A 21,888-nucleotide genomic window follows, 5' to 3' on the forward strand; every position below is an offset into this window, starting at 1 on the left:
GTCTTGCCATGGTCGACGTGACCAATCGTGCCGATGTTCACATGAGGCTTAGTGCGCTCGAATTTACCTTTTGCCATGTGATGTCTCCATTTCCTGCTCGCCCATGCGGGCTTTGAATTGCGTTACCGCGGCAGCTCTTTCGAGTTACGCGTATTTCTTCTGGACTTCCTGAGCGACCGCGGTCGGGACCGGCTCATAGTGATCGAACTGCATCGTGTAAGCCGCGCGGCCCTGGCTCATCGAGCGCAGGTTGTCGACGTACTTGAACATGTTGGCGAGCGGCACCATCGCGTTGATGACGACGGCCACGCCGCGCGCTTCCTGGCCCTGGATCTGGCCGCGACGGCCGTTCAAGTCACCGATGACGCTGCCGACGTAATCTTCCGGCGTCACCACCTCGACCTTCATGATCGGCTCGAGCAACTGCACGCCAAGCTTGGGAGCAGCTTCACGGAAGCAAGCCCGGGACGCGATTTCGAAGGCAAGAACCGAGGAGTCGACATCGTGGTAGGCGCCGTCGATGAGCGTTGCCCTGACGCCGATCATCGGGAAGCCGGCGAACGGACCAGCGCCCATGACGCTCTGGATGCCCTTTTCAACGCCCGGAATGTATTCCTTCGGCACCGCGCCGCCGACGATCTTGGACTCGAATACGAAGTCCTCGCTCTCGGAATTCGGCTCGAACACAACCTTAACGCGCGCGAACTGGCCGGTACCGCCGGTCTGCTTCTTGTGCGTGTAGTCCTGCTCGTGCTTGCGGGTGATCGTCTCGCGATAAGCCACCTGCGGCGCGCCGACATTGGCTTCGACCTTGAACTCGCGACGCATGCGGTCGACGATGATGTCGAGGTGCAGTTCGCCCATGCCGGAGATGATGGTCTGGCCGCTTTCCTCGTCCGTCTTGACGCGGAAGGACGGGTCCTCGGCAGCCAGGCGATGAAGGGCGAGCCCCATCTTTTCCTGGTCGTTCTTGGTCTTCGGCTCGATGGCGATCTGGATAACCGGATCGGGGAATTCCATGCGCTCGAGGATCACCGGGTGCAACGGATCGCACAACGTGTCGCCGGTGGTGGTGTCCTTGAGGCCGGCCAGGGCGACGATGTCGCCGGCGAAAGCCTCTTCGACGTCGGCGCGCGAATTCGCATGCATCTGCAGCATGCGGCCGATGCGCTCCTTCTTGCCTTTCACGGTGTTGTCGACAGAGACGCCCTTGGTGAGCTTGCCCGAATAGATGCGGGCAAAGGTCAGCGAACCGACGAACGGGTCGTTCATGATCTTGAAGGCGAGCATCGACAGCGGCTCGTTGTCGTCCGCATGACGCTCGATCTCGGCGTCGGTCTTGGCATCGACACCCTTGATGGCCGGAACGTCGGCCGGCGACGGCAGGTATTCGACAACGGCGTCGAGCAGCGGCTGCACACCCTTGTTCTTGAAGGCCGAGCCGCAGAACATCGGGTAGAACTTGACCGCGATCGTGCCCTTGCGGATCAGCGAACGGATCTCGTCATTCGACGGCATCTTGCCTTCGAGGTAGTTCTCGAGCGCCGTCTCGTCCATTTCGACGGCGGCTTCGATCATCTTCTCGCGATATTCCTCGGCACGCGCCTTGAGGTCGGCCGGGATCTCGACGACGTCCCAGGCAGCACCCAGGGTTTCATCGCGCCAGACAAGCGCGTTCATCTCGACGAGGTCGACGACGCCCTTGAATTCGGTCTCGGCGCCGATCGGCAGCTGCATGACGACAGCCTGCGCACCGAGGCGCGAGCCGATCATCTCGACCGAGCGGTAGAAGTCCGCGCCGATCTTGTCCATCTTGTTGCAGAAGATCATGCGCGGCACGCGGTACTTATCGGCCTGACGCCAGACGGTTTCCGTCTGCGGCTCGACACCGGCGTTGGCATCGAGCAACGCAATGGCTCCGTCGAGCACACGCAGCGAACGCTCGACCTCGATGGTGAAGTCGACGTGTCCAGGGGTGTCGATGATGTTGAAGCGGTGCATCTTGCCGTCACGAGCCTTCCAGAAGGTCGTGGTCGCAGCGGACGTGATGGTGATGCCGCGCTCCTGCTCCTGCTCCATCCAGTCCATGGTGGCAGCGCCGTCGTGCACTTCGCCGATCTTGTGCGACTTGCCCGTGTAATAGAGGACGCGCTCGGTAGTCGTCGTCTTGCCGGCGTCAATATGCGCCATGATACCGAAATTGCGGTAGTCTTCGATTTTGTATTCGCGGGCCATCGTAGCTGCCTCTCAGTCCTGTTCGCGCTTTACCAGCGGTAGTGTGCGAAAGCGCGGTTGGCTTCAGCCATCTTGTGGGTGTCTTCACGCTTCTTCACGGCAGTGCCGCGGTTGTTGGCCGCGTCCATCAGCTCGCCGGAGAGGCGGTCGACCATGGTGGTCTCGTTGCGGTTGCGGGCCGCGGCAATCAGCCAGCGGATCGCCAGCGCCTGGCGGCGCTCGGGGCGCACGTCGACCGGAACCTGGTAGGTGGCGCCGCCGACGCGACGCGAACGCACTTCCACATGCGGCGCGACATTGTCGAGCGCCTGGTGGAAGACGGTGACCGGCTCCTGCTTGGTCTTCGACTGGACCTGGTCCAGCGCGCCATAGACGATGGTCTCGGCGACCGACTTCTTGCCGTCATACATGACGGCGTTCATGAACTTGGTGACGATCAGATCACCGAACTTGGGATCCGGGTTGATCTCACGCTTTTCTGCACTGTGACGACGCGACATGGCTTTTGTCTCTCAATCTCGTAGCCTTGCGCCGGAAAGCGACAAGGCCGGAAAACCTTACTTCGGACGCCCCTTACTTCGGACGCTTGGCGCCGTACTTCGAACGGCGCTGCTTGCGGTTCTTCACGCCCTGCGTGTCGAGCACGCCGCGGATGATGTGATAGCGCACGCCCGGAAGATCCTTGACGCGGCCGCCGCGGATCATGACCACGGAGTGTTCCTGAAGGTTGTGACCTTCGCCGGGGATGTAACCGATCACTTCAAAACCATTGGTCAGGCGGATCTTGGCCACCTTGCGCAGCGCCGAGTTCGGCTTCTTCGGCGTCGTCGTATAGACGCGCGTGCAGACGCCCCGCTTCTGCGGGTTCTGCTGCATGGCCGGGACCTTGTTGCGCTTCACCGGCGCAATGCGCGGCTTGCGGATCAGCTGGTTGACGGTAGGCATTAAACCCTCTTGTCTCTCAATTCCGTGTCTCGTGCCGGTCAAGGCTCGCTCAAAGCGTCATTTCCATACGCAAATTCGGGCCACAAACCGCGCCTTGCGGTCTTGCCCGAACAAATCGCAGAGGAAGCGGAAACCGCTTCGTGCACGCCGGAGATGTCTTTTCGCTCGTAAAACGAACCCTGTTTGAGGCAAACTCCAAAGCGTGTCGCTTCGGAAGCAAGAGCCTCACATCGGTTCTGACTGGGCGGCTTCTACTCGTAAGCCCGCGAACCGTCAAGCCCGCAGTGGCAAATATTGCATTGAAGGCGGGGCTTGGCAGCCATGCGAAAACCGCAAGTAATTTTCTTTCGCCGTTTTGCAAGGGCGAGGAAGAAAGTGACCGGCCTTTGGCTGTTGCGGGGCCTTGCTTCATGCGAAAAAGGCCGCATGAACACTGACAATCCCTCGCCGCGGAGGAATCGGCCCGTGAACGACAATGAAGAACGCCCGGTCACCATCATCACCGGCCGGGTGTGGAAGAAGAAAGGCGGCAAGCCGGAAGGCGTGCATGTCATGCTGGTGGCGCCCGATGACGATTCGGCGGTGCGCCGCGCGCTCGAATCGCTCGCGGCGGAAGGCTATGCCGAAGCCGAACTCGACCAGATCGGCGACATGGAGGGCGAGCCCGACGATGAGCCGCATCTTTCGGCCTTTCAGGGCGCGCTCGAAGGCGAAGTGTCGATCGTGACCTTCGACGTTCCGATCTGATCACAAGCGTGATGCCCCTCACCTGCCCTGCGCCGCAGTGCCGATTCGTTCGGATAACTGGCATGGCCGGTGCTTGCCCGTCATGTCCGATCTGCTAAGAGACGCGCAGTCGTCCAAACCCGGCGGAGCCTCATGTCCTCATCCATCTCGCCCATAAGAATCGGCATTGTCGGCGTCGGCAAGATCGTCCGCGACCAACACCTTCCGGCACTGGCCAAGGATCGGGACTACCAGCTGATCGCGGCGGCCAGCCGGCACGGCAAGGTCGACGGCATCGCGAATTACCCTGATATTGAGACGATGCTTGGCGCGGTTCCCGAACTCGACGCTGTGTCACTGTGCATGCCACCGCAGTTCCGCTATGACGCCGCGCGCAAGGCGCTCGAGGCCGGAAAGCACGTCTTCCTGGAAAAGCCTCCGGGTGCCACGGTCAGCGAAGTCGAGGACCTGAAGGCGTTCGCGACGAAACAAGGCGTCTCTTTGTTCGCCAGCTGGCACTCGCGATACGCGCCGGCGGTGGAAGCCGCACGGACATTCCTGGCTTCGACCAAAATCAAATCGGCGGCGATCGTCTGGAAGGAAGATGTACGGCGCTGGCATCCGAATCAGGACTGGATCTGGCAGCCTGGCGGCTTCGGCGTCTTCGATCCCGGTATCAACGCGCTGTCGATCGCAACCTACATCCTGCCGGCCATGTACATCACTTCGGCCGTGCTCGATTTTCCCGAGAACCGTGATGCACCAATCGCGGCGCAGGTCGCCTTCCGCGCGGCGAACGGATCTGATGTGACGATGGACCTCGACTGGTTGCAGACTGGACCGCAGAGCTGGGACATCCTGGCCGACACGGATGCTGGACAGATGGTGCTCTCGGGTGGCGGCTCGAAGCTCGCCGTCGACGGCAGTGTCGTACACCAGGAGCCGGAAGCGGAATATCCGATGCTCTACCGGCGTTTTGCCGAGATCGTGCACGCCGGCGTATCGGATGTGGACCTGGCGCCGCTCCAGCACGTGGCCGACGCGTTCATGCTGGGCAAGCGCAATGTAGTGGAAGCGTTTTTCGACTGATCTGATCGTGGCACCCCGCACGTCGCGCGGTCAAATGACCGCGCGACAATATCCGGTGGATCAGTCCTTGGCCCGGCAGCCGGCACGCTTGACCATATCGGCGACGATCAGTGGCGTCGCCGGCGTCCGCGACCAACTGGTCTGACGGGGCGCACCCGCTTCAGGCGCGGCGCGTAGCGAACGAAGGCATGGGTTCTCCTGTTGAGAGGGCGTTGACAAGGATCATCATTGTGCATAAATTAATTATTGTAGAACGATAATTTCTTATCGCAAATTGGGCGCTCGACTTTGCCCTTGGCCTACTTGCATCCGCATTGCTCAAGCCATTTTCGATGGCAGCGATGTCCGTATTGTTGACCCTTGATGCACCCGCCGGCCAGCACCGGCTGACCCTGAGCTTCGGCAGCGACACGGTCCTGATGCTGTTGGCCGCCGGCACCATTGCGGTAATTGCCTGGGTGATGGCCGAGGCGACGGCGCTGGCCGAAGAAAACCAGCAGTTCGTTTGAGGATCCGTGCATGCCGATCAAAGTCAGGCTCAATGTCGTCCTCGCCGAACGAAACGTGAAGTCGAAGGACCTCGCCGAACATGTCGGCATCACGGAGGCCAACCTTTCCCTGCTGAAACAGGGAAAGGTGAAAGGCATCCGTTTCGACACGCTTGAACGAATCTGCAGCTACCTCGAGTGTCAACCCGGAGACCTACTTCGCTTCGAGACGCAGTCCGAATAAGCGAAAAGAGCCGCCGGACTGCCCCGACGGCTTCCATGCCTCAGACTCTTGCCGACCTCTGCCGGTTCCCGCATGGTTTTGGCGACGCAGTCTCAGCCGTCAGTTCAGTCGGCGATCGCGATGGCAAAGCCGTCATAGCCCTTGGCGCCCACGGTCTGGATGGCGGTGCCGTCCAGCCGTTTGTCGCCGCCGATGAAGGAAAACGCCGCGCGTGCGCCTTCGACATTGGCATCGCGACCATCCTCATCCAGCACGGCGCCGTCACGGATGACGTTGTCGCAGATGATGACCGTTCCGGAGCGCGACAGCTGCAAGGCCCAGGACAGATAGTTCGGGTTGTTCGGCTTGTCGGCATCGATGAAGATGAGGTCGAACGGACCGGCGTTCTCGCCACCCAGTGCTGCAAGCGACTGGAGCGCCGGGCCGACGCGCAATTCCACACGGTCCGCAACTGCTGCCCGCACGAAATTCGAACGCGCGACGCTGGCATGGTGCGGATCGAGTTCGAGCGTCACGACCTTGCCGTCGGCGGGCAATCCCCGCGCCATCCAGATGGTCGAATAGCCGCCCAGCGTGCCGATCTCGAGCACCTTCTTCGCGCCGCTGATGCGCACCAGCAGCGAGAGCAGTTTTCCTTGCGCCGCCGAGACGTCGATCGCCGGCAGGCCGTTGTCGCGGTTGGCCGCCAGAACCGCGTCGAGAACGGGATCCGCCTCGAAGAGCGAGGAGACGATGTAGTTATCGACAGCCGTCCAGATCTTCGTGCTCATCTGTTTTCCTCCGTATAGAAATGAAAAAGCCGCCGGGTTGCCCCGACGGCTTCTGTTGCCTGAGATTTTTGCCGCCTCGCTTACTGCGCGGCGGTTGTCATGTCCGCCAGCATCGGCTCGGCGACTTCCACACCGGAGGCCTTGCGGCGCTCGTCGATGATGAGTTCGTCGCGCGAGGTGGCGATGCGCCGGATCTGGCTCATCGTGCCGCCGGTACCGGCCGGGATCAGCCGGCCGACGATGACGTTTTCCTTCAAGCCCTGCAGCATGTCGGTCTTGCCGGCAACCGCGGCTTCCGTCAGCACCCTGGTCGTCTCCTGGAAGGAGGCGGCCGAGATGAAGGACGGCGTCTGCAGCGATGCCTTGGTGATGCCGAGCAGCACCGGCTGGCCCTCGGCCGGCTTCTTGCCGTCCTCGACCAGACGCTCGTTGACCTCTTCCAGTTCGATCACGTCGACATGATCGCCCGGGATGTAGGTCGAGTCGCCCTGCACCGTGATCTCGACCTTCTGCAGCATCTGGCGAACGATCACCTCGATGTGCTTGTCGTTGATCGACACGCCCTGCAGGCGGTAGACTTCCTGGATCTCGTTGACGAGGTAGGAAGCAAGTGCCTCCACGCCCTTGATCGCCAGGATGTCGTGCGGCGCCGGATTGCCGTCGAGGATGTAGTCGCCCTTCTCGATGACGTCGCCGTCCTGGAGATGGAACGGCTTGCCCTTCGGAATCAGGTACTCGACCGGCTCAAGCGTCGAGTCGTGCGGCTCGATGATGATGCGGCGCTTGTTCTTGTAGTCGCGGCCGAAGCGGATCGTGCCATCGATCTCGGCGATGATGGCGTGATCCTTCGGACGACGTGCCTCGAACAGTTCGGCGACACGCGGCAGACCGCCGGTGATGTCCTTGGTCTTGGCGCTTTCCATCGGGATACGCGCCAGGACGTCGCCGGGGCGAACCTGGGAACCCGGCTCGACCGAGAGAATGGCCTCGACCGAGAGCAGGAAGCGGGCATCGCCACCCTTCGACAGCTTGCCGACCTTGCCCTTGGAGTCCAGGATGGCAATCGCAGGCTTGAGGTCGTTGCCGCGCGGCGTCGACCGCCAGTCGATGACCTCACGCTTGGTGATGCCGGTCGACTCGTCGGCCGTTTCCTGAACGGAAATGCCGTCGACCAGATCCTCATACGACACCTTGCCCTCGATTTCAGTGAGGACAGGACGGGTATAGGGATCCCACTCGGCGATACGCTGACCGCGCTTCACCTTGTCGCCATCGTCCACGAAGATGCGTGAACCATAGGTGACACGGTGCGTCGCGCGCTCCTTGCCGGCTTCGTCGAGGATCAGCACCGCCATGTTGCGGCCCATGACCATCTGCTGGCCGTCCGAGTTGCGCACCACGTTGCGGTTGCGGATCTCGACCTTGCCCTCATAGGAGGCTTCAAGGAACGAGCTGTCCACCACCTGCGCGGTACCGCCCATGTGGAAGGTGCGCATGGTGAGCTGCGTGCCCGGCTCGCCGATCGACTGCGCCGCGATGACGCCGACGGCTTCACCCTGGTTGACCGGGGTGCCGCGGGCCAGATCGCGTCCGTAGCAGACCGCGCAGACGCCGATCCTGACCTCACAGGTCAGGGCCGAGCGGATGCGGACCGACTGCACGCCGGCCTTTTCGATCTGCTCGACGTCACGTTCGTCCATGAGCGTTCCGGCCTTGACCAGAACCTCGCCCGACACCGGATGGGTGATATCGTCGAGCGATGTACGGCCCAGCACGCGCTGGCCGACCGAAGCGACAACCTGACCGGCATCGACGATCGGCTGCATGGTGAGGCCCTTGTCGGTGCCGCAATCCACGGAGTTGACGATGCAGTCCTGCGCCACGTCGACCAGACGACGGGTGAGGTAACCCGAGTTCGCCGTCTTCAAGGCGGTGTCGGCCAGACCCTTGCGGGCGCCGTGGGTCGAGTTGAAGTACTCGAGCACGGTCAGGCCTTCCTTGAAGTTCGAGATGATCGGCGTCTCGATGATTTCACCCGACGGCTTGGCCATCAGGCCGCGCATGCCGGCAAGCTGGCGCATCTGGGTGGGCGAGCCACGCGCCCCGGAGTGCGACATCATGTAGATCGAGTTCATCGGCTTCTGACGGCCATTGTCTTCGAACTCGACCGCCTTGATGCGGGCCATCATTTCGTCGGCGACCTTTTCCGAGCACTTGGCCCAGGCGTCGACGACCTTGTTGTACTTTTCGCCCTGCGTGATCAGGCCGTCATTGTACTGCTGCTCGTACTCTTTGGCCAAGGCCTCGGTGTCCGACACCAGCTTGATCTTGGTGTCCGGGATCAGCATGTCGTCCTTGCCGAACGAGATGCCGGCACGGCACGCATGAGCAAAGCCGAGCGCCATGATGCGATCGCAGAAAATGACCGTCTCCTTCTGACCGCAATGGCGGTAGACGGTGTCGATCATCTTGGAGATGTTCTTCTTGGTCATCTCCTGGTTGGCGGTCTCGTAAGGCACATTGACGTTCTTCGGCAAAAGCTCGCCGATGATCATGCGGCCGGGCGTGGTGTCATGGATCTTCGACACGACCTTGCCTTCGGCGTCGACCGTGCGGAAGCGGCCCTTGATCTTGGCGTGCAAGGTCACGGCCTTGGTCTCGAGCGCGTGCTGGAGTTCGCCCATATCGGCAAACACCATGCCCTCGCCCGGCTCGTTCTGGTTGACGATCGAGAGGTAGTAGAGACCCAGAACCATGTCCTGCGACGGCACGATGATCGGCGCGCCGGAGGCCGGGTGCAGGATGTTGTTGGTCGACATCATCAGCACGCGGGCTTCCAACTGCGCTTCAAGCGACAGCGGCACGTGAACGGCCATCTGGTCGCCGTCGAAGTCGGCGTTGAAGGCCGTGCAGACCAGCGGGTGAAGCTGGATCGCCTTGCCTTCGATCAGGATCGGCTCGAACGCCTGGATGCCGAGGCGATGCAGCGTCGGCGCGCGGTTCAAGAGAACCGGATGCTCGCGGATCACCTCGTCGAGGATATCCCAGACTTCCGGACGCTCCTTCTCGACCAGCTTCTTCGCCTGCTTGACCGTCGAGGAGTAACCCTTGGCGTCGAGACGGGCGTAGATGAAGGGCTTGAACAGTTCGAGCGCCATCTTCTTCGGGAGGCCGCACTGATGCAGCTTGAGCTCCGGACCGGTGACAATGACCGAACGGCCGGAATAGTCGACGCGCTTGCCGAGCAGGTTCTGACGGAACCGGCCCTGCTTGCCCTTGAGCATGTCGGACAGCGACTTCAGCGGACGCTTGTTGGCGCCGGTGATGACGCGGCCGCGACGGCCGTTGTCGAACAGCGCATCGACGGCTTCCTGCAGCATGCGCTTTTCATTGCGCACGATGATGCCCGGCGCCCGCAGCTCGATCAGCCGCTTCAGGCGGTTGTTGCGGTTGATGACGCGGCGATAGAGATCGTTCAGGTCGGACGTCGCGAAGCGTCCACCATCCAGGGGAACCAGCGGGCGCAGGTCCGGCGGGATCACCGGAACGACCTTCATGATCATCCATTCCGGACGGTTGCCGGATTCCATGAAGTTCTCGACGACCTTGAGCCGCTTCAGATACTTCTTCTGCTTCAGCTCGGACGTGGTCGAAGCCAATTCCGACCGCAGGTCGCCGGCGATCTTCTCCAGGTCCATGCCGGCCAGAAGGTCATGAATGGCCTCGGCGCCGATCATGGCGGTGAACGAATCCTCGCCATACTCGTCGACGGCGATCATGTACTCTTCCTCGCTGAGCAGCTGGTGCTCCTTCAGCGCGGTGAGGCCAGGCTCGGTGACGATGTAGTTCTCGAAGTAGAGGACGCGCTCGATGTCCTTCAGCGTCATGTCGAGCAGCGTGCCGATGCGCGAGGGCAGCGACTTCAGGAACCAGATATGGGCGACGGGTGCCGCCAGCTCGATATGGCCCATGCGCTCGCGGCGAACGCGCGACAGTGTGACTTCGACGCCGCACTTCTCGCAGATGACGCCCTTGTACTTCATGCGCTTGTACTTGCCGCACAGGCATTCGTAGTCCTTGATCGGGCCAAAAATGCGCGCGCAGAACAGACCGTCACGCTCCGGCTTGAAGGTGCGGTAGTTGATGGTCTCCGGCTTCTTGATCTCGCCGAACGACCAGGACAGAATCTTCTCAGGGCTGGCAAGCGAAATCCGGATGGAATCGAACACCTGCGCAGGCGCCTGCGGATTGAAGAGATTCATGACCTCTTGGTTCATGCCGTTCTCCTTTTCGGGGTCCTCGAAAACCCCTTGCATCTAACGCGGGCCGAATGCCCGCTGAGTGGTCGGCCCACCGGCCGTCGAATTTCGTGGACGCGCCGCGGCATTCCGCGACGCGCCGTAGCCGTTACTCGGCTGCGTCCGGCAGTCGAACCGGAGCTTCGTCGAGCTTGGTGTTCTCCAGCTCGACATTGAGGCCAAGCGACCGCATTTCCTTGACGAGCACGTTGAAGCTCTCGGGAATGCCTGCCTCGAACGTGTCGTCGCCACGCACGATCGCCTCGTAGACCTTGGTGCGGCCGGCGACGTCATCCGACTTCACCGTCAGCATTTCCTGCAGCGTGTAGGCGGCGCCGTAGGCTTCCAGCGCCCAGACCTCCATTTCGCCGAAGCGCTGGCCACCGAACTGCGCCTTGCCGCCCAGCGGCTGCTGGGTGACGAGCGAGTACGGGCCGATCGAACGCGCGTGGATCTTGTCGTCCACCAGGTGGTGAAGCTTGAGCATGTAGATATAGCCCATCGTCACCTTGCGATCGAACGGCTCGCCGGTGCGGCCGTCATAGAGCTGCGACTGACCGCTGGTATGCAGGCCCGCCTGCTCCAGCATGATGTTGATGTCAGCCTCATGCGCGCCGTCGAACACCGGGGTCGCGATGGAGACGCCGCGGCGCATCTGCTCGCTGAGGCGAACGATGCTCTCGTCATCATACTCGCGGACCGGCTCGTTGCGGTCGTTGGCCGGCATGAAGCTTTCCAACGTCTTGCGCAGCGGCTTGATATCGCCGGCAGCCTTATACGTGTCGATCAGCTCGCCGATCTTCCTGCCCATGCCGGCACAAGCCCAGCCCAGATGCGTTTCCAGAATCTGGCCGACATTCATGCGGCTCGGCACACCCAGCGGGTTGAGCACGATATCGGCATGCGTGCCGTCCTCGAGGAAAGGCATGTCCTCGACCGGAACGATGCGCGACACGACACCCTTGTTGCCGTGACGGCCGGCCATCTTGTCGCCGGGCTGCATCTTGCGCTTCACCGCCACGAAGACCTTGACCATCTTCATGACGCCCGGAGGCATTTCGTCGCCGCGCTGCACCTTCTCGACCTTGTCCATGAAGCGTTGCTCAAGCGCCTTCTTGGAATCGTCGTACTGGCCACGCAGGGCTTCCAGTTCGCTCTGGAGCTTTTCGTTCTCCACCGCGAACTGCCACCACTGCGAACGCGGATACTCGTCGAGCGTGTCCTTGGACAGCGTAGAGCCCTTCTTGAAGCCCTTCGGTCCAGCGATCGCTTCCTTGCCGACGAGAACGTCGGAAAGACGCGCATAGACGTTGCGATCCAGGATCGCCTGCTCGTCGTCACGGTCCTTGGCGAGGCGTTCGATCTCCTCGCGCTCGATCGCCATGGCGCGCTCGTCCTTCTCCACACCGTGGCGGTTGAACACGCGCACCTCGACGACGGTGCCGAAGGTGCCCGGAGGCATGCGCATCGAAGTGTCGCGCACGTCGGAAGCCTTTTCACCGAAGATGGCGCGCAGAAGCTTCTCTTCCGGCGTCATCGGGCTTTCACCCTTCGGCGTGATCTTGCCGACCAGGATATCGCCAGGCTGAACTTCCGCACCGATATAGACGATGCCGGCTTCGTCCAGGTTCTTCAGCGCTTCTTCCGAGACGTTGGGAATATCGCGCGTGATTTCCTCCGGACCGAGCTTGGTGTCGCGGGCCATGACCTCGAATTCCTCGATGTGGATCGAGGTGAAGACGTCGTCGGCCACGATCCGCTCGGAGAGCAGGATCGAGTCCTCGTAGTTGTAGCCGTTCCACGGCATGAACGCGACCAGCACGTTGCGGCCGAGCGCCAGATCACCGAGCTCGGTCGACGGACCGTCGGCGATGATGTCGCCCTTGTTGACCCGGTCGCCCATACGCACCAGCGGACGCTGGTTGATGCAGGTGTTCTGGTTCGAACGCTGGAACTTCATCAGCCGGTAGATGTCGACGCCGGACTTGCCCGGGTCGAGATCCTCGGTGGCGCGGATAACGATACGCGTCGCGTCCACCTGGTCGACGATGCCGCCACGACGGGCGCCGATGGCGGCACCTGAGTCACGGGCGACGATCGGCTCCATGCCTGTGCCGACGAACGGCGCCTCGGCGCGCACCAGCGGCACGGCCTGACGCTGCATGTTCGAGCCCATCAGAGCGCGGTTGGCGTCGTCGTTCTCGAGGAACGGGATGAGCGCCGCGGCAACGGACACCATCTGCTTGGGCGACACGTCCATCAGGTCGACGTTTTCGCGCGGCGCCATCATCACTTCGCCGGCGCTGCGGCAAATGACGAACTCGTCGACGAAGCCGCCGTTCTTGTCGAGCTCGGCGTTGGCCTGCGCGACGTGGTGCTTGGCCTCTTCCATCGCCGAGAGATAGACGACGTCATTGGTCAGCTTGCCGTCGACGATCTTGCGGTACGGGCTTTCGATGAAGCCGTACTTGTTGACGCGCGCAAAGGTCGCCAGCGAGTTGATCAGACCGATATTCGGGCCTTCCGGCGTCTCGATCGGGCAGATGCGGCCGTAATGCGTCGGGTGCACGTCGCGCACTTCGAAGCCGGCGCGCTCGCGGGTCAGGCCGCCCGGTCCAAGCGCCGACAGGCGACGCTTGTGGGTGATCTCCGACAGCGGATTGGTCTGGTCCATGAACTGCGACAGCTGCGAGGAACCGAAGAACTCGCGCACGGCGGCTGCCGCCGGCTTGGCGTTGATCAGGTCCTGCGGCATGACCGTGTCGATCTCGATCGAGGACATGCGTTCCTTTATGGCGCGCTCCATGCGAAGCAGGCCGACGCGGTACTGGTTCTCCATCAGCTCGCCGACCGAACGCACGCGGCGGTTGCCGAGATTGTCGATGTCGTCGATCTCGCCCTTGCCGTCACGCAGTTCGACCAGCGTCCTGACCACGGCCAGGATGTCGTCCTTGCGCAGCACGCGCACGGTGTCCTCGGCCTTGAGCTCGAGACGCATGTTCATCTTGACACGGCCGACGGCAGACAGGTCGTAGCGCTCGCTGTCGAAGAACAGCGAGTTGAACATGGCTTCGGCGGTCTCGAGCGTCGGCGGCTCGCCCGGGCGCATGACACGGTAGATGTCGAACAGCGCGTCCTGGCGGCTCTCGTTCTTGTCGACGGCGAGCGTGTTGCGGATATAGGCGCCGACATTGACATGGTCGATGTCGAGGACCTGGATCTCCTGCTCGCCGGTGCCGAGCAGCACCTTGAGCGTCTTGTCGTCGATCTCGTCGCCGGCCTCGAGGAAAATCTCGCCGGTGGCATAGTTGACGATGTCCTCGGCAAGGTAGTTGCCGAGCAGATCCTCGTCGGTCGCCTTGATCGCCTTGAGACCCTTCTCGCCGAGCTGACGTGCCTGGCGGGCGGTGATCTTCTTGCCCGCCTCGACGACGATCTCGCCGGTGTCGGCGTCGACCAGGTCGCCGACGGCCTTGAGGCCGCGGAAACGCTCGACGTTGAACGGAATGCGCCAATGGTCGCCGGCGCGCTTATAGGTGATCTTGTTATAGAACGTCGACAGGATCTCCTCGCCGTCCATGCCGAGCGCCATCAGCAGCGAAGTCACGGGGATCTTGCGGCGGCGGTCGATGCGGGCGTGCACGACGTCCTTGGAATCGAACTCGATGTCGAGCCACGAGCCACGGTAGGGGATGACGCGGGCGGCAAACAGAAGCTTGCCCGACGAGTGCGACTTGCCCTTGTCATGGTCGAAGAAGACGCCCGGCGAGCGGTGCATCTGCGAGACGATGACGCGCTCGGTGCCGTTGACGATGAAGGTGCCGTTGAGCGTCATGAGCGGCATGTCGCCCATGTAGACGTCCTGCTCCTTGATGTCCTTGATCGACTTGGCACCGGTATCCTCGTCGATATCGAACACGATGAGGCGCAGCGTCACCTTCAGCGGCGCGGCATAGGTCAGATCGCGCTGACGGCATTCGTCAACGTCGAATTTCGGTCCTTCGAACTCGTACTTCACGAACTCCAGCATGGAGGAGCCGGAAAAATCGGAGATCGGGAAGACCGACTTGAAAACAGCCTGCAGCCCTTCGTCGGGACGTCCGCCCTTGGGCTCGTCCACCATCAGGAACTGGTCATAGGACGCCTTCTGGACCTCGATGAGGTTCGGCATCTCCGCAACTTCCGGGATCTTTCCGAAAAATTTGCGTACGCGTCTGCGGCCATTGAAAGTCTGGGTCTGGGCCATCGTCGCTCCTTAGCTCTAAACTCGGGACGAACCTCGCCGCGGTTCGCCTTGCATACTGAGCCACCTGGCCGGCGGCTCTCTGTCTGTTCTCCGGCCGCCTTTCCAATTGCTTGGCGGCTACCGGCTAAAACGGGAGAAAACCCGTTTCCTGAAGGCCGGTTTCGGCCCTCAGGAAAGAGGTTTTCGTACATCTCGCGTCACGCAGCCTCCCTGGTCACCCAAGGGAGTGGCGGACGGCGCGAGGCCGCCCGCCGCTTTTTACGCTTACTTCAGCTCGACCTTGGCGCCGGCTGCTTCCAGCTGGGCCTTGAACTTGTCAGCGTCGGCCTTGGAAACGCCTTCCTTGACCGGCTTCGGAGCCGCTTCGACCAGGTCCTTGGCTTCCTTGAGGCCAAGACCGGTGATGGCGCGGACTTCCTTGATGACGTTGATCTTCTGAGCGCCGGCCTCGGTGAGAACGACGTCGAATTCCGTCTTTTCCTCGACCGGAGCAGCAGCAGCGGCAGCACCGCCAGCAGCGGCAACCGCCACCGGAGCAGCAGCCGAAACGCCCCACTTTTCTTCCAGAAGCTTCGACAGCTCAGCCGCCTCGAGGACGGTCAGCTTCGAAAGGTCGTCTACGATCTTTGCCAGATCAGCCATTGTTGTGTTCCTTCGTTAGGTTCGAACGTGTGTTTTTGATAGCGAGGAACGGCCTCATGCCGCCTCGTCCTTCCGGGCGTAAGCGCCGATGACGCGCGCGACCGAGGCCGCTGGCGCATTGACGATCTGGGCGATCCGGGTTGCCGGCGTGGCGATCATGCCAACCAGCCTGGCGCGCAGCTCATCGAGCGACGGAAGTGTGGCGAGTGCCTTCACACCGTCGGCGTTGAGCGAGGTGGTGCCCATTGCGCCGCCGAGGATGACGAGCTTGTCATTCCCCTTGGCGAAATCGGACGCGACCTTCGGCGCCGCAATCGGATCCTCCGAATAGGCGATCAGCGTCTGTCCCTTGAACAGGTCGATGATCGATGCGGAGTCCGTGCCCTGAAGAGCGATTTTGGCGAGACGGTTCTTCGCGACTTTAACGGTGCCACCGGCGGCGCGCATTTTCGACCGAAGGTCGTTCATTTGCGCGACGGTGATACCGGCATAGTGGGCCACGACGACTGAACCTGCGCCCGAAAACGCATCATTCAGGCCCGTGACGAGTTCGCGTTTTTCCGCTCTGTCCACTGCCTATCTCCAGTTGACCCCAGTCCCGTTAATGGGAACATTCCCATTTTCGAGGACAGGCGTCGGGTTGCCTTTTGCCGGCCGGGCCATCCAGTAACGGATCTCCCGAACGACGCTCGAGGATCCTGCCCCCTTTCGCCACATCGACGGCCAAGCCGGCGATGCGCAGACAAAAGGCAAACACGGTTCGAACCTTTCATTGGAGCTTGTTGCTCCGTTGTCCGGTTTTCACCCGTCTCATGCAGGCCCACATGAATTAAGGCCCTCCTCTTGAATCAAGGTTCGGGCCGCCCGCAATCTCGGACAGGATGTCCGGAAGCCTTCCGGCTTCCGGTACCGGGCCCAGGATCAATCCAAGGCCCGGAATTCAGTCACGGACCGGCCTTCGAGAGGCCGATCCAAATGGTCCAATCATGACGCGGCGAGCGTCGAGACGTCGAGCTTGAGGCCTGGGCCCATCGTCGAGGTGACAGACACCTTCTTGACGTAGTTGCCCTTGGCGCCGGTCGGCTTTGCCTTGGTCACCGCATCGGCGAAGGCACGGATGTTCTCTTCCAGCGCCTTGACGTCGAACGAGACTTTGCCGACGCCGGCATGAACGATGCCGGCCTTTTCGACGCGGAACTCGACAGCGCCGCCTTTCGATGCCTTGACGGCCGCGGCAACGTCGGTGGTGACGGTGCCGACCTTCGGGTTCGGCATCATGCCGCGCGGGCCGAGCACCTTACCGAGACGGCCGACGAGCGGCATCATGTCCGGCGTGGCAATGCAGCGATCGAAATCGATCGTGCCCTTCTGGACGATGTCGACCAGATCCTCGGCACCGACGATGTCGGCACCGGCGGCCTTGGCCTCTTCAGCCTTGTCGCCACGGGCGAACACGGCAACACGGACCGAGCGGCCGGTGCCGTTCGGCAGATTGACCACGCCGCGGACCATCTGGTCCGCGTGACGCGGGTCGACGCCGAGGTTCATGGCGACTTCGACGGTCTCATCGAACTTGACCGAGGAGCGATCCTTGAGCAACTTCAGCGCATCACCGAGCGCGTAAGCCTTGTTGGGATCGATGCCTTCACGGGTCTTCGATACACGCTTTGCAATCTTTGCCATGATCTTAGCCCACCACTTCCAGACCCATCGAGCGGGCCGAGCCCTCGACCATACGCATGGCCGCTTCGACGTCGTTCGCGTTCAGATCCTTCATCTTGGCGGTCGCAATTTCGCGAACCTTGTCGCGCGAAACGGTGCCAGCCTTGACCTTGCCCGGCTCCTTCGAGCCCGACTTCAGGTTCGCGGCCTTCTTCAGGAAGTAGCTCACCGGCGGCGTCTTCATGACGAAGGTGAACGACTTGTCCTGGTAATAGGTGATGACGACCGGAACCGGCGATCCCTTTTCCATTTCCTGGGTCTGCGCGTTGAACGCTTTGCAGAACTCCATGATGTTGATGCCGCGCTGACCAAGCGCCGGGCCGATCGGGGGCGACGGCGTAGCCGATCCCGCGGAGACCTGGAGCTTGAGCTGGCCTGCAATTTTCTTAGCCATCTCTTTTCCTGCCTTTGTCTATGCCGGCCCCACGATCTGGGAAACACCGGCGGTTGCAGTCTGGTGGTGCGGTTCTTGCGGCCGGCTAAAGCCGCCTTCGCCTCCCACCGTTCTCAAGGCCGCGCGTTGCCGCACCGCCTCACCTGATCGCCAGACCGGCATCAGGGATTTCGGATCAGCCCTTTTCGACCTGCCCGAATTCCAGATCGACAGGCACGGCGCGCCCGAAGATCGAAACTTCCACCTTGAGCCGCGCCCGCTCCTCGTCCACTTCCTGGACGAAACCGTTGAACGACGCGAAGGGACCATCCGAAACGCGGATCGCCTCGCCGATCTCGAAGGTGACCGAGGGCTTCGGCCGCTCGACGCCTTCCTGCACCTGGTTCAGGATGCGCTGCGCTTCGGCCTCGGTGATCGGCACCGGCTTGGAGTCGCCGAGGAAACCGGTGACCTTCGGCGTGTTCTTGACCAGCGAGAACACGGCGTCGGTCAAATTAGCCTTCAAGAGCACGTAGCCCGGGAAGAACTTGCGCTCGGCGTCGACCTTACGGCCGCGACGAACCTCGACGACCTTCTCGGTCGGCACCACGATCTGCTCGATATCGGCGGACAGACCCTTCTGCTTGGCCTTGTTCTCGATGTCCTCGGCGACCTTCTTCTCGAAGTTCGAATAGGCGTGGACGATGTACCAGCGCGTAGCCATTTTTACGACTTCTCCTAATCGCCGGACTTAGCGTCCAATGCCCAGAATCTGCTCGACCGCGAGGCCCATGAGCTGATCGGCGGTGAAGAAGAAGATCATCGCGATCACAGCGAAGGCCAGGACCATGATCGTCGAGATCATCGTCTCGCGGCGCGACGGCCAAGTCACCTTGGCTGTCTCCGCGCGCACCTGCTGGAGAAAGACGAAAGGATTTGTGGTTTTCGAAGCCATATGCCGCCTGTCTTCAAGACCCGTTGGCCGGGTCCCCTGGATGATCCCGCTGGCCGGGACGTGCCGCCTGAGCCCAATCTCGCGCCGAATCAGCGCAATCATTTCGCCCATGCAAATCAGACGCGTAAAGCCGGCTTCCCAGCTTCACGCGTCGCGTGTCTGTTTCGTCTACATAAAACCGATTCTTGATCCACGCAAGTGGCAAGTGTCCGCTTTATGACCAAACGCCGCCTCGGAACCATCCAGTCGTTCCGTTCCGGCTATGGCACCTTTATGCCCCAATGAGCCCAATATGGCAAGCGGGTCACCGATTTTCAAAGGCCGCCTGCAAAATCGTTGTGATGCCATCTTGGAAAATGGCACGGGCAGCAGGGCTCGAACCTACGACCTGCGGTTTTGGAGACCGCCGCTCTACCAACTGAGCTATGCCCGTACACGTGCGCCTCGGCGCAGGCGCTTCCTAAAAGCTTCCGCACGCTCTGTAAAGAGCGGTTTGCAAGCAAACATGCCTTAACCCTGCGCCAGAAATCGGGATAGTCGGCAACTCAGCCAGAAACCGCCCCGCCTGCCCCCCGTGGCACAAGATGTTCGAAGCCCGTTCCATCCCACTCGCGCCGGCGCACGACCTTGGCATCTGCGGCACCGGTCATCCACCTCCCCGGCAACCGGTAGCTATTTTTCGTCCGGCACCCGGTACGGCCCGCCGGGCACGCCCCAGCCCCAGGCGGGCATCGGTTCGGTCTCGGGATCGCAGGTCTCGCCGAGATTGGAATTCATCTTGGCCAGCCGCGATCCCCATTCGATGTAGCCCATGAAGGCGGAACGGAATTCGGGATCGTCCGGCAAACCAACCTCATCCGCCGCGTCGGCGAGAAGATTGATCCAGCGGCGGCGCTGCTCCTCGGTCAAATGCTTGCCCAGATGATGCATGACCATTTCGCGATGGCCGCCAAAGTTTTGGCTGTAGGTTTTCGGTCCGCCGAAGACCTCGCCGATGAAGGCGGCGACATGGGCGGGGTGATCCGGCGACATATGTTTGAACACCGGGCCAACGACCGGGTCTTGTGCCACCTTGTCATAGAAGGTTTGCGTCAGCCGGTTCAGCGCCTCGGCGCCGCCGGCCCATTCGTAGAGTGTCGGAACGTCCTGGCTCATTCTTGATCCTTCGCCGGCCCCGCGGCCGCGACGATAGCGGAAATCGGATATGGCTCAACCTGCCTCGATGGGCAGTTTCGACGGCGCCGTGCTCTACAGCCTGGCAGGTGCGTCGGCCTGTGCATTGGCGGCTGGCAGGCCTCGGCAATTGTCGGGCTTGGCAACGGCCTTGCAAATCGTGGAGCCGGTCAACGCGTCGACCGATTGCGGTCCCGTTGTCAGTCCAACCCTGCGCATCATGTCTGCGTCAAGTTGCCCCTTGGCCGAGCGTCGCTCGACCGCGGCGAACAGAGCAGGACCGATCGCCATTTCGTCGAGATACGCCTTGACCACCAGCTTCTGTCCCATCGGATACAGGCTGAGCCGCGCCCGGGGACCGACAAGCCGTCTGGCGCCGCCGGCAAACACGAGCGCACAGGCAGAATCGCACTCCGCCCCCGCATCGATGCTCAATCCGGCATAGGCTCCTTCGGTGGCGAGGCAATTCCACACGCCGGGGTCGCAGTCGACGAAATCTGTCCGGGCAACGGCTATGTCGAGCTTTCTTTCATGGACAAGTCGTCCCATTGCGAGAGCGCTGGACAGGTCGCCTCCGCGTGAACTGATGACGATAGGCAGTCGCCGATTGCCAAGCGTGGCCAGCAACTGCCGCAGCTTCTGCGGCGTCTGGCCGGTGATCGCACCTTCCGCCGATATCCATTCCGGACAATCGGGGTTGCACAGTGGATTGCTGCCGCGAACCACGACAAAGCGCATGTCCCCGCCGGCCTTCGCGGCGTCCGGTTGAACCGGTACGGCAATCATGGGCTTGAGGGTGGCCGACGGCGTCGTCTTGTTTGCAGATCCAGCTATTTCCCGGCAGTTCGTGGCCGGCTGGCCAAGCCCGCAGAGGCTTGCCGTGGTCAACACATCCACTGCGTCCCGGCTCGTGACCAGCTTCATCGTCAACATGGCGTCGAGCGGAATCTGACGAATCTCGCTGGCCGGCGTAGCCTTCATGATTTCCAGCACGCCGTCGCCTATCCCCATTTCCCTCAGGTACGCCGAAAGCGTCTTCTCGACGGCCCTGCTCATCTCGTAGGTTTTGTAGCTGCCTGCGCTTTTACGGCTGACCACCTTGGTGCTGATGATCTTCTTCTTGCCGTTCACGATCCGGTACGTGGTCCGGTAGAGCAGTTTCTCCCGGTGATATATGGTGGTGATCTGGTGGACGCCGAGATAGCCGAAATCTCCGATCACGCGGCGGACACCGCCGGAAAACATCAGCGGACAGGCCGAATTGCACATGGCTCCGTCGTCATGGACTATCCCGAAATAGTCGGCGCTCTTGCCCTTGTTGCCCTTGTTGCTCTTGTAGTTCTCAATTTCCGGCTGACCACCGGAAAAAACCGTCACGCCGACGGCCACATCGAGCTTGTTCTTGCGGATCATCCGGCCAAGTGCCAGCGCCGCATCGACATTACCGCCAGGCGAATTGACGACCACCGGCAATTGCCTTCCCTTGAGCGCCTTGAGCGTGCGTTTGAGGAGCGCCGGCGTGCCCGCGGCGATGGTGCCGTCCGCCGATATCCACTCAGGACAGTTGGGTTCGCATCCCGGAGCGTTGCTGCGCACGACGACGAAGCGCATGGGCGGGATGTCGGGAGGCCCATCCTCCGCTCGCGCTGTCAGAACAGGCAGCAGCATAACGACGACGAGGCAAACCAGTGCCCACAACCGCCATGCCTTCCCATCAAAACAGCGCCTTGGAACCACTGTTGGCAAAGCTCCCTCAGTGCAACCTATACTAGTTGCAGCCATGGCGCTTGCAACAGGTTTGAACCGACCCTGGCAATACTTGCGCTGCCAAGCGCAAGTAAACGAAAAAGGGCGGCCCGAAGACCGCCCTTTCCTCGATCCGGCAGAGCCGGTCTCGATTATTCCTTGATGGTGACGACGATGCCGGCACCGACGGTGCGGCCGCCTTCACGGATGGCGAAGCGCAGCTTCTCTTCCATGGC

Annotated in this window: 18 protein-coding genes, 1 tRNA gene and 2 pseudogenes; 4 read left to right on the forward strand and 17 right to left on the reverse strand. The window is 61.8% G+C overall.

All coding sequences use genetic code 11. From position 1 onward, the window contains the following. The 4 genes and pseudogenes from FJ434_RS28890 to rpsL all read right to left on the reverse strand — a co-directional run. A pseudogene (locus FJ434_RS28890) lies at positions 1-77 on the reverse strand (elongation factor Tu); the annotation flags it as partial. A gap of 67 nt (positions 78-144) precedes the next feature. After that, the gene (gene fusA / locus FJ434_RS28895; RefSeq protein WP_027146624.1) at positions 145-2,235 is read right to left on the reverse strand and encodes an elongation factor G; all 2,091 of its coding nucleotides are present in this window, start codon (positions 2,233-2,235) and stop codon (positions 145-147) included. A gap of 29 nt (positions 2,236-2,264) precedes the next feature. Then, positions 2,265-2,735 (reverse strand): 30S ribosomal protein S7, encoded by a 471-nt coding sequence (gene rpsG / locus FJ434_RS28900; protein WP_008875664.1) that lies wholly within the window; start codon positions 2,733-2,735, stop codon positions 2,265-2,267. Positions 2,736-2,808: 73 nt separating this feature from the next. After that, complete coding sequence (gene rpsL, locus FJ434_RS28905) at positions 2,809-3,180, reverse strand: 30S ribosomal protein S12 (protein WP_006333356.1); 372 nt, start codon at positions 3,178-3,180, stop codon at positions 2,809-2,811. 465 nt (positions 3,181-3,645) lie between these two features. Here rpsL and FJ434_RS28910 point away from each other — a divergent pair, with 465 nt between their 5' ends. From FJ434_RS28910 to FJ434_RS28930, 4 genes are all read left to right on the forward strand, one after another. Next, a complete protein-coding gene (locus tag FJ434_RS28910; RefSeq protein ID WP_127277968.1) occupies positions 3,646-3,927 on the forward strand; it encodes a transcriptional regulator in 282 nt (93 codons plus the stop codon). A 144-nt stretch (positions 3,928-4,071) separates the two neighbouring features. Then, a complete protein-coding gene (locus FJ434_RS28915) occupies positions 4,072-4,995 on the forward strand; it encodes a Gfo/Idh/MocA family oxidoreductase (RefSeq protein WP_181166172.1) in 924 nt (307 codons plus the stop codon). A 332-nt stretch (positions 4,996-5,327) separates the two neighbouring features. After that, a complete protein-coding gene (locus FJ434_RS28925; RefSeq protein ID WP_246678429.1) occupies positions 5,328-5,504 on the forward strand; it encodes a hypothetical protein in 177 nt (58 codons plus the stop codon). 10 nt (positions 5,505-5,514) lie between these two features. Beyond that, a complete protein-coding gene (locus FJ434_RS28930) occupies positions 5,515-5,727 on the forward strand; it encodes a helix-turn-helix transcriptional regulator (protein WP_140752950.1) in 213 nt (70 codons plus the stop codon). Positions 5,728-5,831: 104 nt separating this feature from the next. Here the strand turns inward: FJ434_RS28930 and FJ434_RS28935 are convergent, their stop codons facing one another. From FJ434_RS28935 to FJ434_RS28995, 13 genes and pseudogenes are all read right to left on the reverse strand, one after another. Further along, the gene (locus FJ434_RS28935) at positions 5,832-6,497 is read right to left on the reverse strand and encodes an O-methyltransferase (protein WP_140752949.1); all 666 of its coding nucleotides are present in this window, start codon (positions 6,495-6,497) and stop codon (positions 5,832-5,834) included. 80 nt (positions 6,498-6,577) lie between these two features. Beyond that, the gene (rpoC, locus tag FJ434_RS28940) at positions 6,578-10,774 is read right to left on the reverse strand and encodes a DNA-directed RNA polymerase subunit beta' (RefSeq protein WP_027146628.1); all 4,197 of its coding nucleotides are present in this window, start codon (positions 10,772-10,774) and stop codon (positions 6,578-6,580) included. A 130-nt stretch (positions 10,775-10,904) separates the two neighbouring features. After that, positions 10,905-15,041 (reverse strand): DNA-directed RNA polymerase subunit beta, encoded by a 4,137-nt coding sequence (gene rpoB / locus FJ434_RS28945; protein WP_027146629.1) that lies wholly within the window; start codon positions 15,039-15,041, stop codon positions 10,905-10,907. Between the two features lie 264 nt (positions 15,042-15,305). Continuing rightward, entirely contained in the window at positions 15,306-15,683 is a 378-nt protein-coding gene (gene rplL, locus FJ434_RS28950) for a 50S ribosomal protein L7/L12 (protein ID WP_140752948.1), read from the reverse strand. A gap of 54 nt (positions 15,684-15,737) precedes the next feature. Next, on the reverse strand, positions 15,738-16,256 hold the full coding sequence (rplJ, locus tag FJ434_RS28955; protein WP_027146631.1) for a 50S ribosomal protein L10: 519 nt from the start codon (positions 16,254-16,256) through the stop codon (positions 15,738-15,740). Between the two features lie 411 nt (positions 16,257-16,667). Continuing rightward, positions 16,668-17,366 (reverse strand): 50S ribosomal protein L1, encoded by a 699-nt coding sequence (gene rplA, locus FJ434_RS28960; RefSeq protein WP_027146632.1) that lies wholly within the window; start codon positions 17,364-17,366, stop codon positions 16,668-16,670. Positions 17,367-17,370: 4 nt separating this feature from the next. Then, positions 17,371-17,799: a 50S ribosomal protein L11 gene (gene rplK / locus FJ434_RS28965; protein ID WP_010909262.1), complete on the reverse strand. Its 429-nt coding sequence runs from the start codon at positions 17,797-17,799 to the stop codon at positions 17,371-17,373. A 175-nt stretch (positions 17,800-17,974) separates the two neighbouring features. Then, a complete protein-coding gene (gene nusG / locus FJ434_RS28970; RefSeq protein WP_015317996.1) occupies positions 17,975-18,502 on the reverse strand; it encodes a transcription termination/antitermination protein NusG in 528 nt (175 codons plus the stop codon). 27 nt (positions 18,503-18,529) lie between these two features. Then, the gene (secE, locus tag FJ434_RS28975; protein ID WP_027146633.1) at positions 18,530-18,733 is read right to left on the reverse strand and encodes a preprotein translocase subunit SecE; all 204 of its coding nucleotides are present in this window, start codon (positions 18,731-18,733) and stop codon (positions 18,530-18,532) included. A 357-nt stretch (positions 18,734-19,090) separates the two neighbouring features. Continuing rightward, positions 19,091-19,166, reverse strand: a tRNA-Trp gene (locus FJ434_RS28980). Positions 19,167-19,405: 239 nt separating this feature from the next. Further along, entirely contained in the window at positions 19,406-19,888 is a 483-nt protein-coding gene (locus FJ434_RS28985; RefSeq protein ID WP_140711502.1) for a group II truncated hemoglobin, read from the reverse strand. A gap of 93 nt (positions 19,889-19,981) precedes the next feature. Further along, positions 19,982-21,643, reverse strand: coding sequence for a hypothetical protein (locus FJ434_RS28990; protein ID WP_140711501.1), 1,662 nt, complete (start codon positions 21,641-21,643; stop codon positions 19,982-19,984). A gap of 161 nt (positions 21,644-21,804) precedes the next feature. Continuing rightward, positions 21,805-21,888: pseudogene (locus FJ434_RS28995) on the reverse strand (elongation factor Tu); the annotation flags it as partial.

The sequence above is a fragment of the Mesorhizobium sp. B2-5-13 genome (genome assembly GCF_006440535.1).
Taxonomy (GTDB): domain Bacteria; phylum Pseudomonadota; class Alphaproteobacteria; order Rhizobiales; family Rhizobiaceae; genus Mesorhizobium; species Mesorhizobium salmacidum.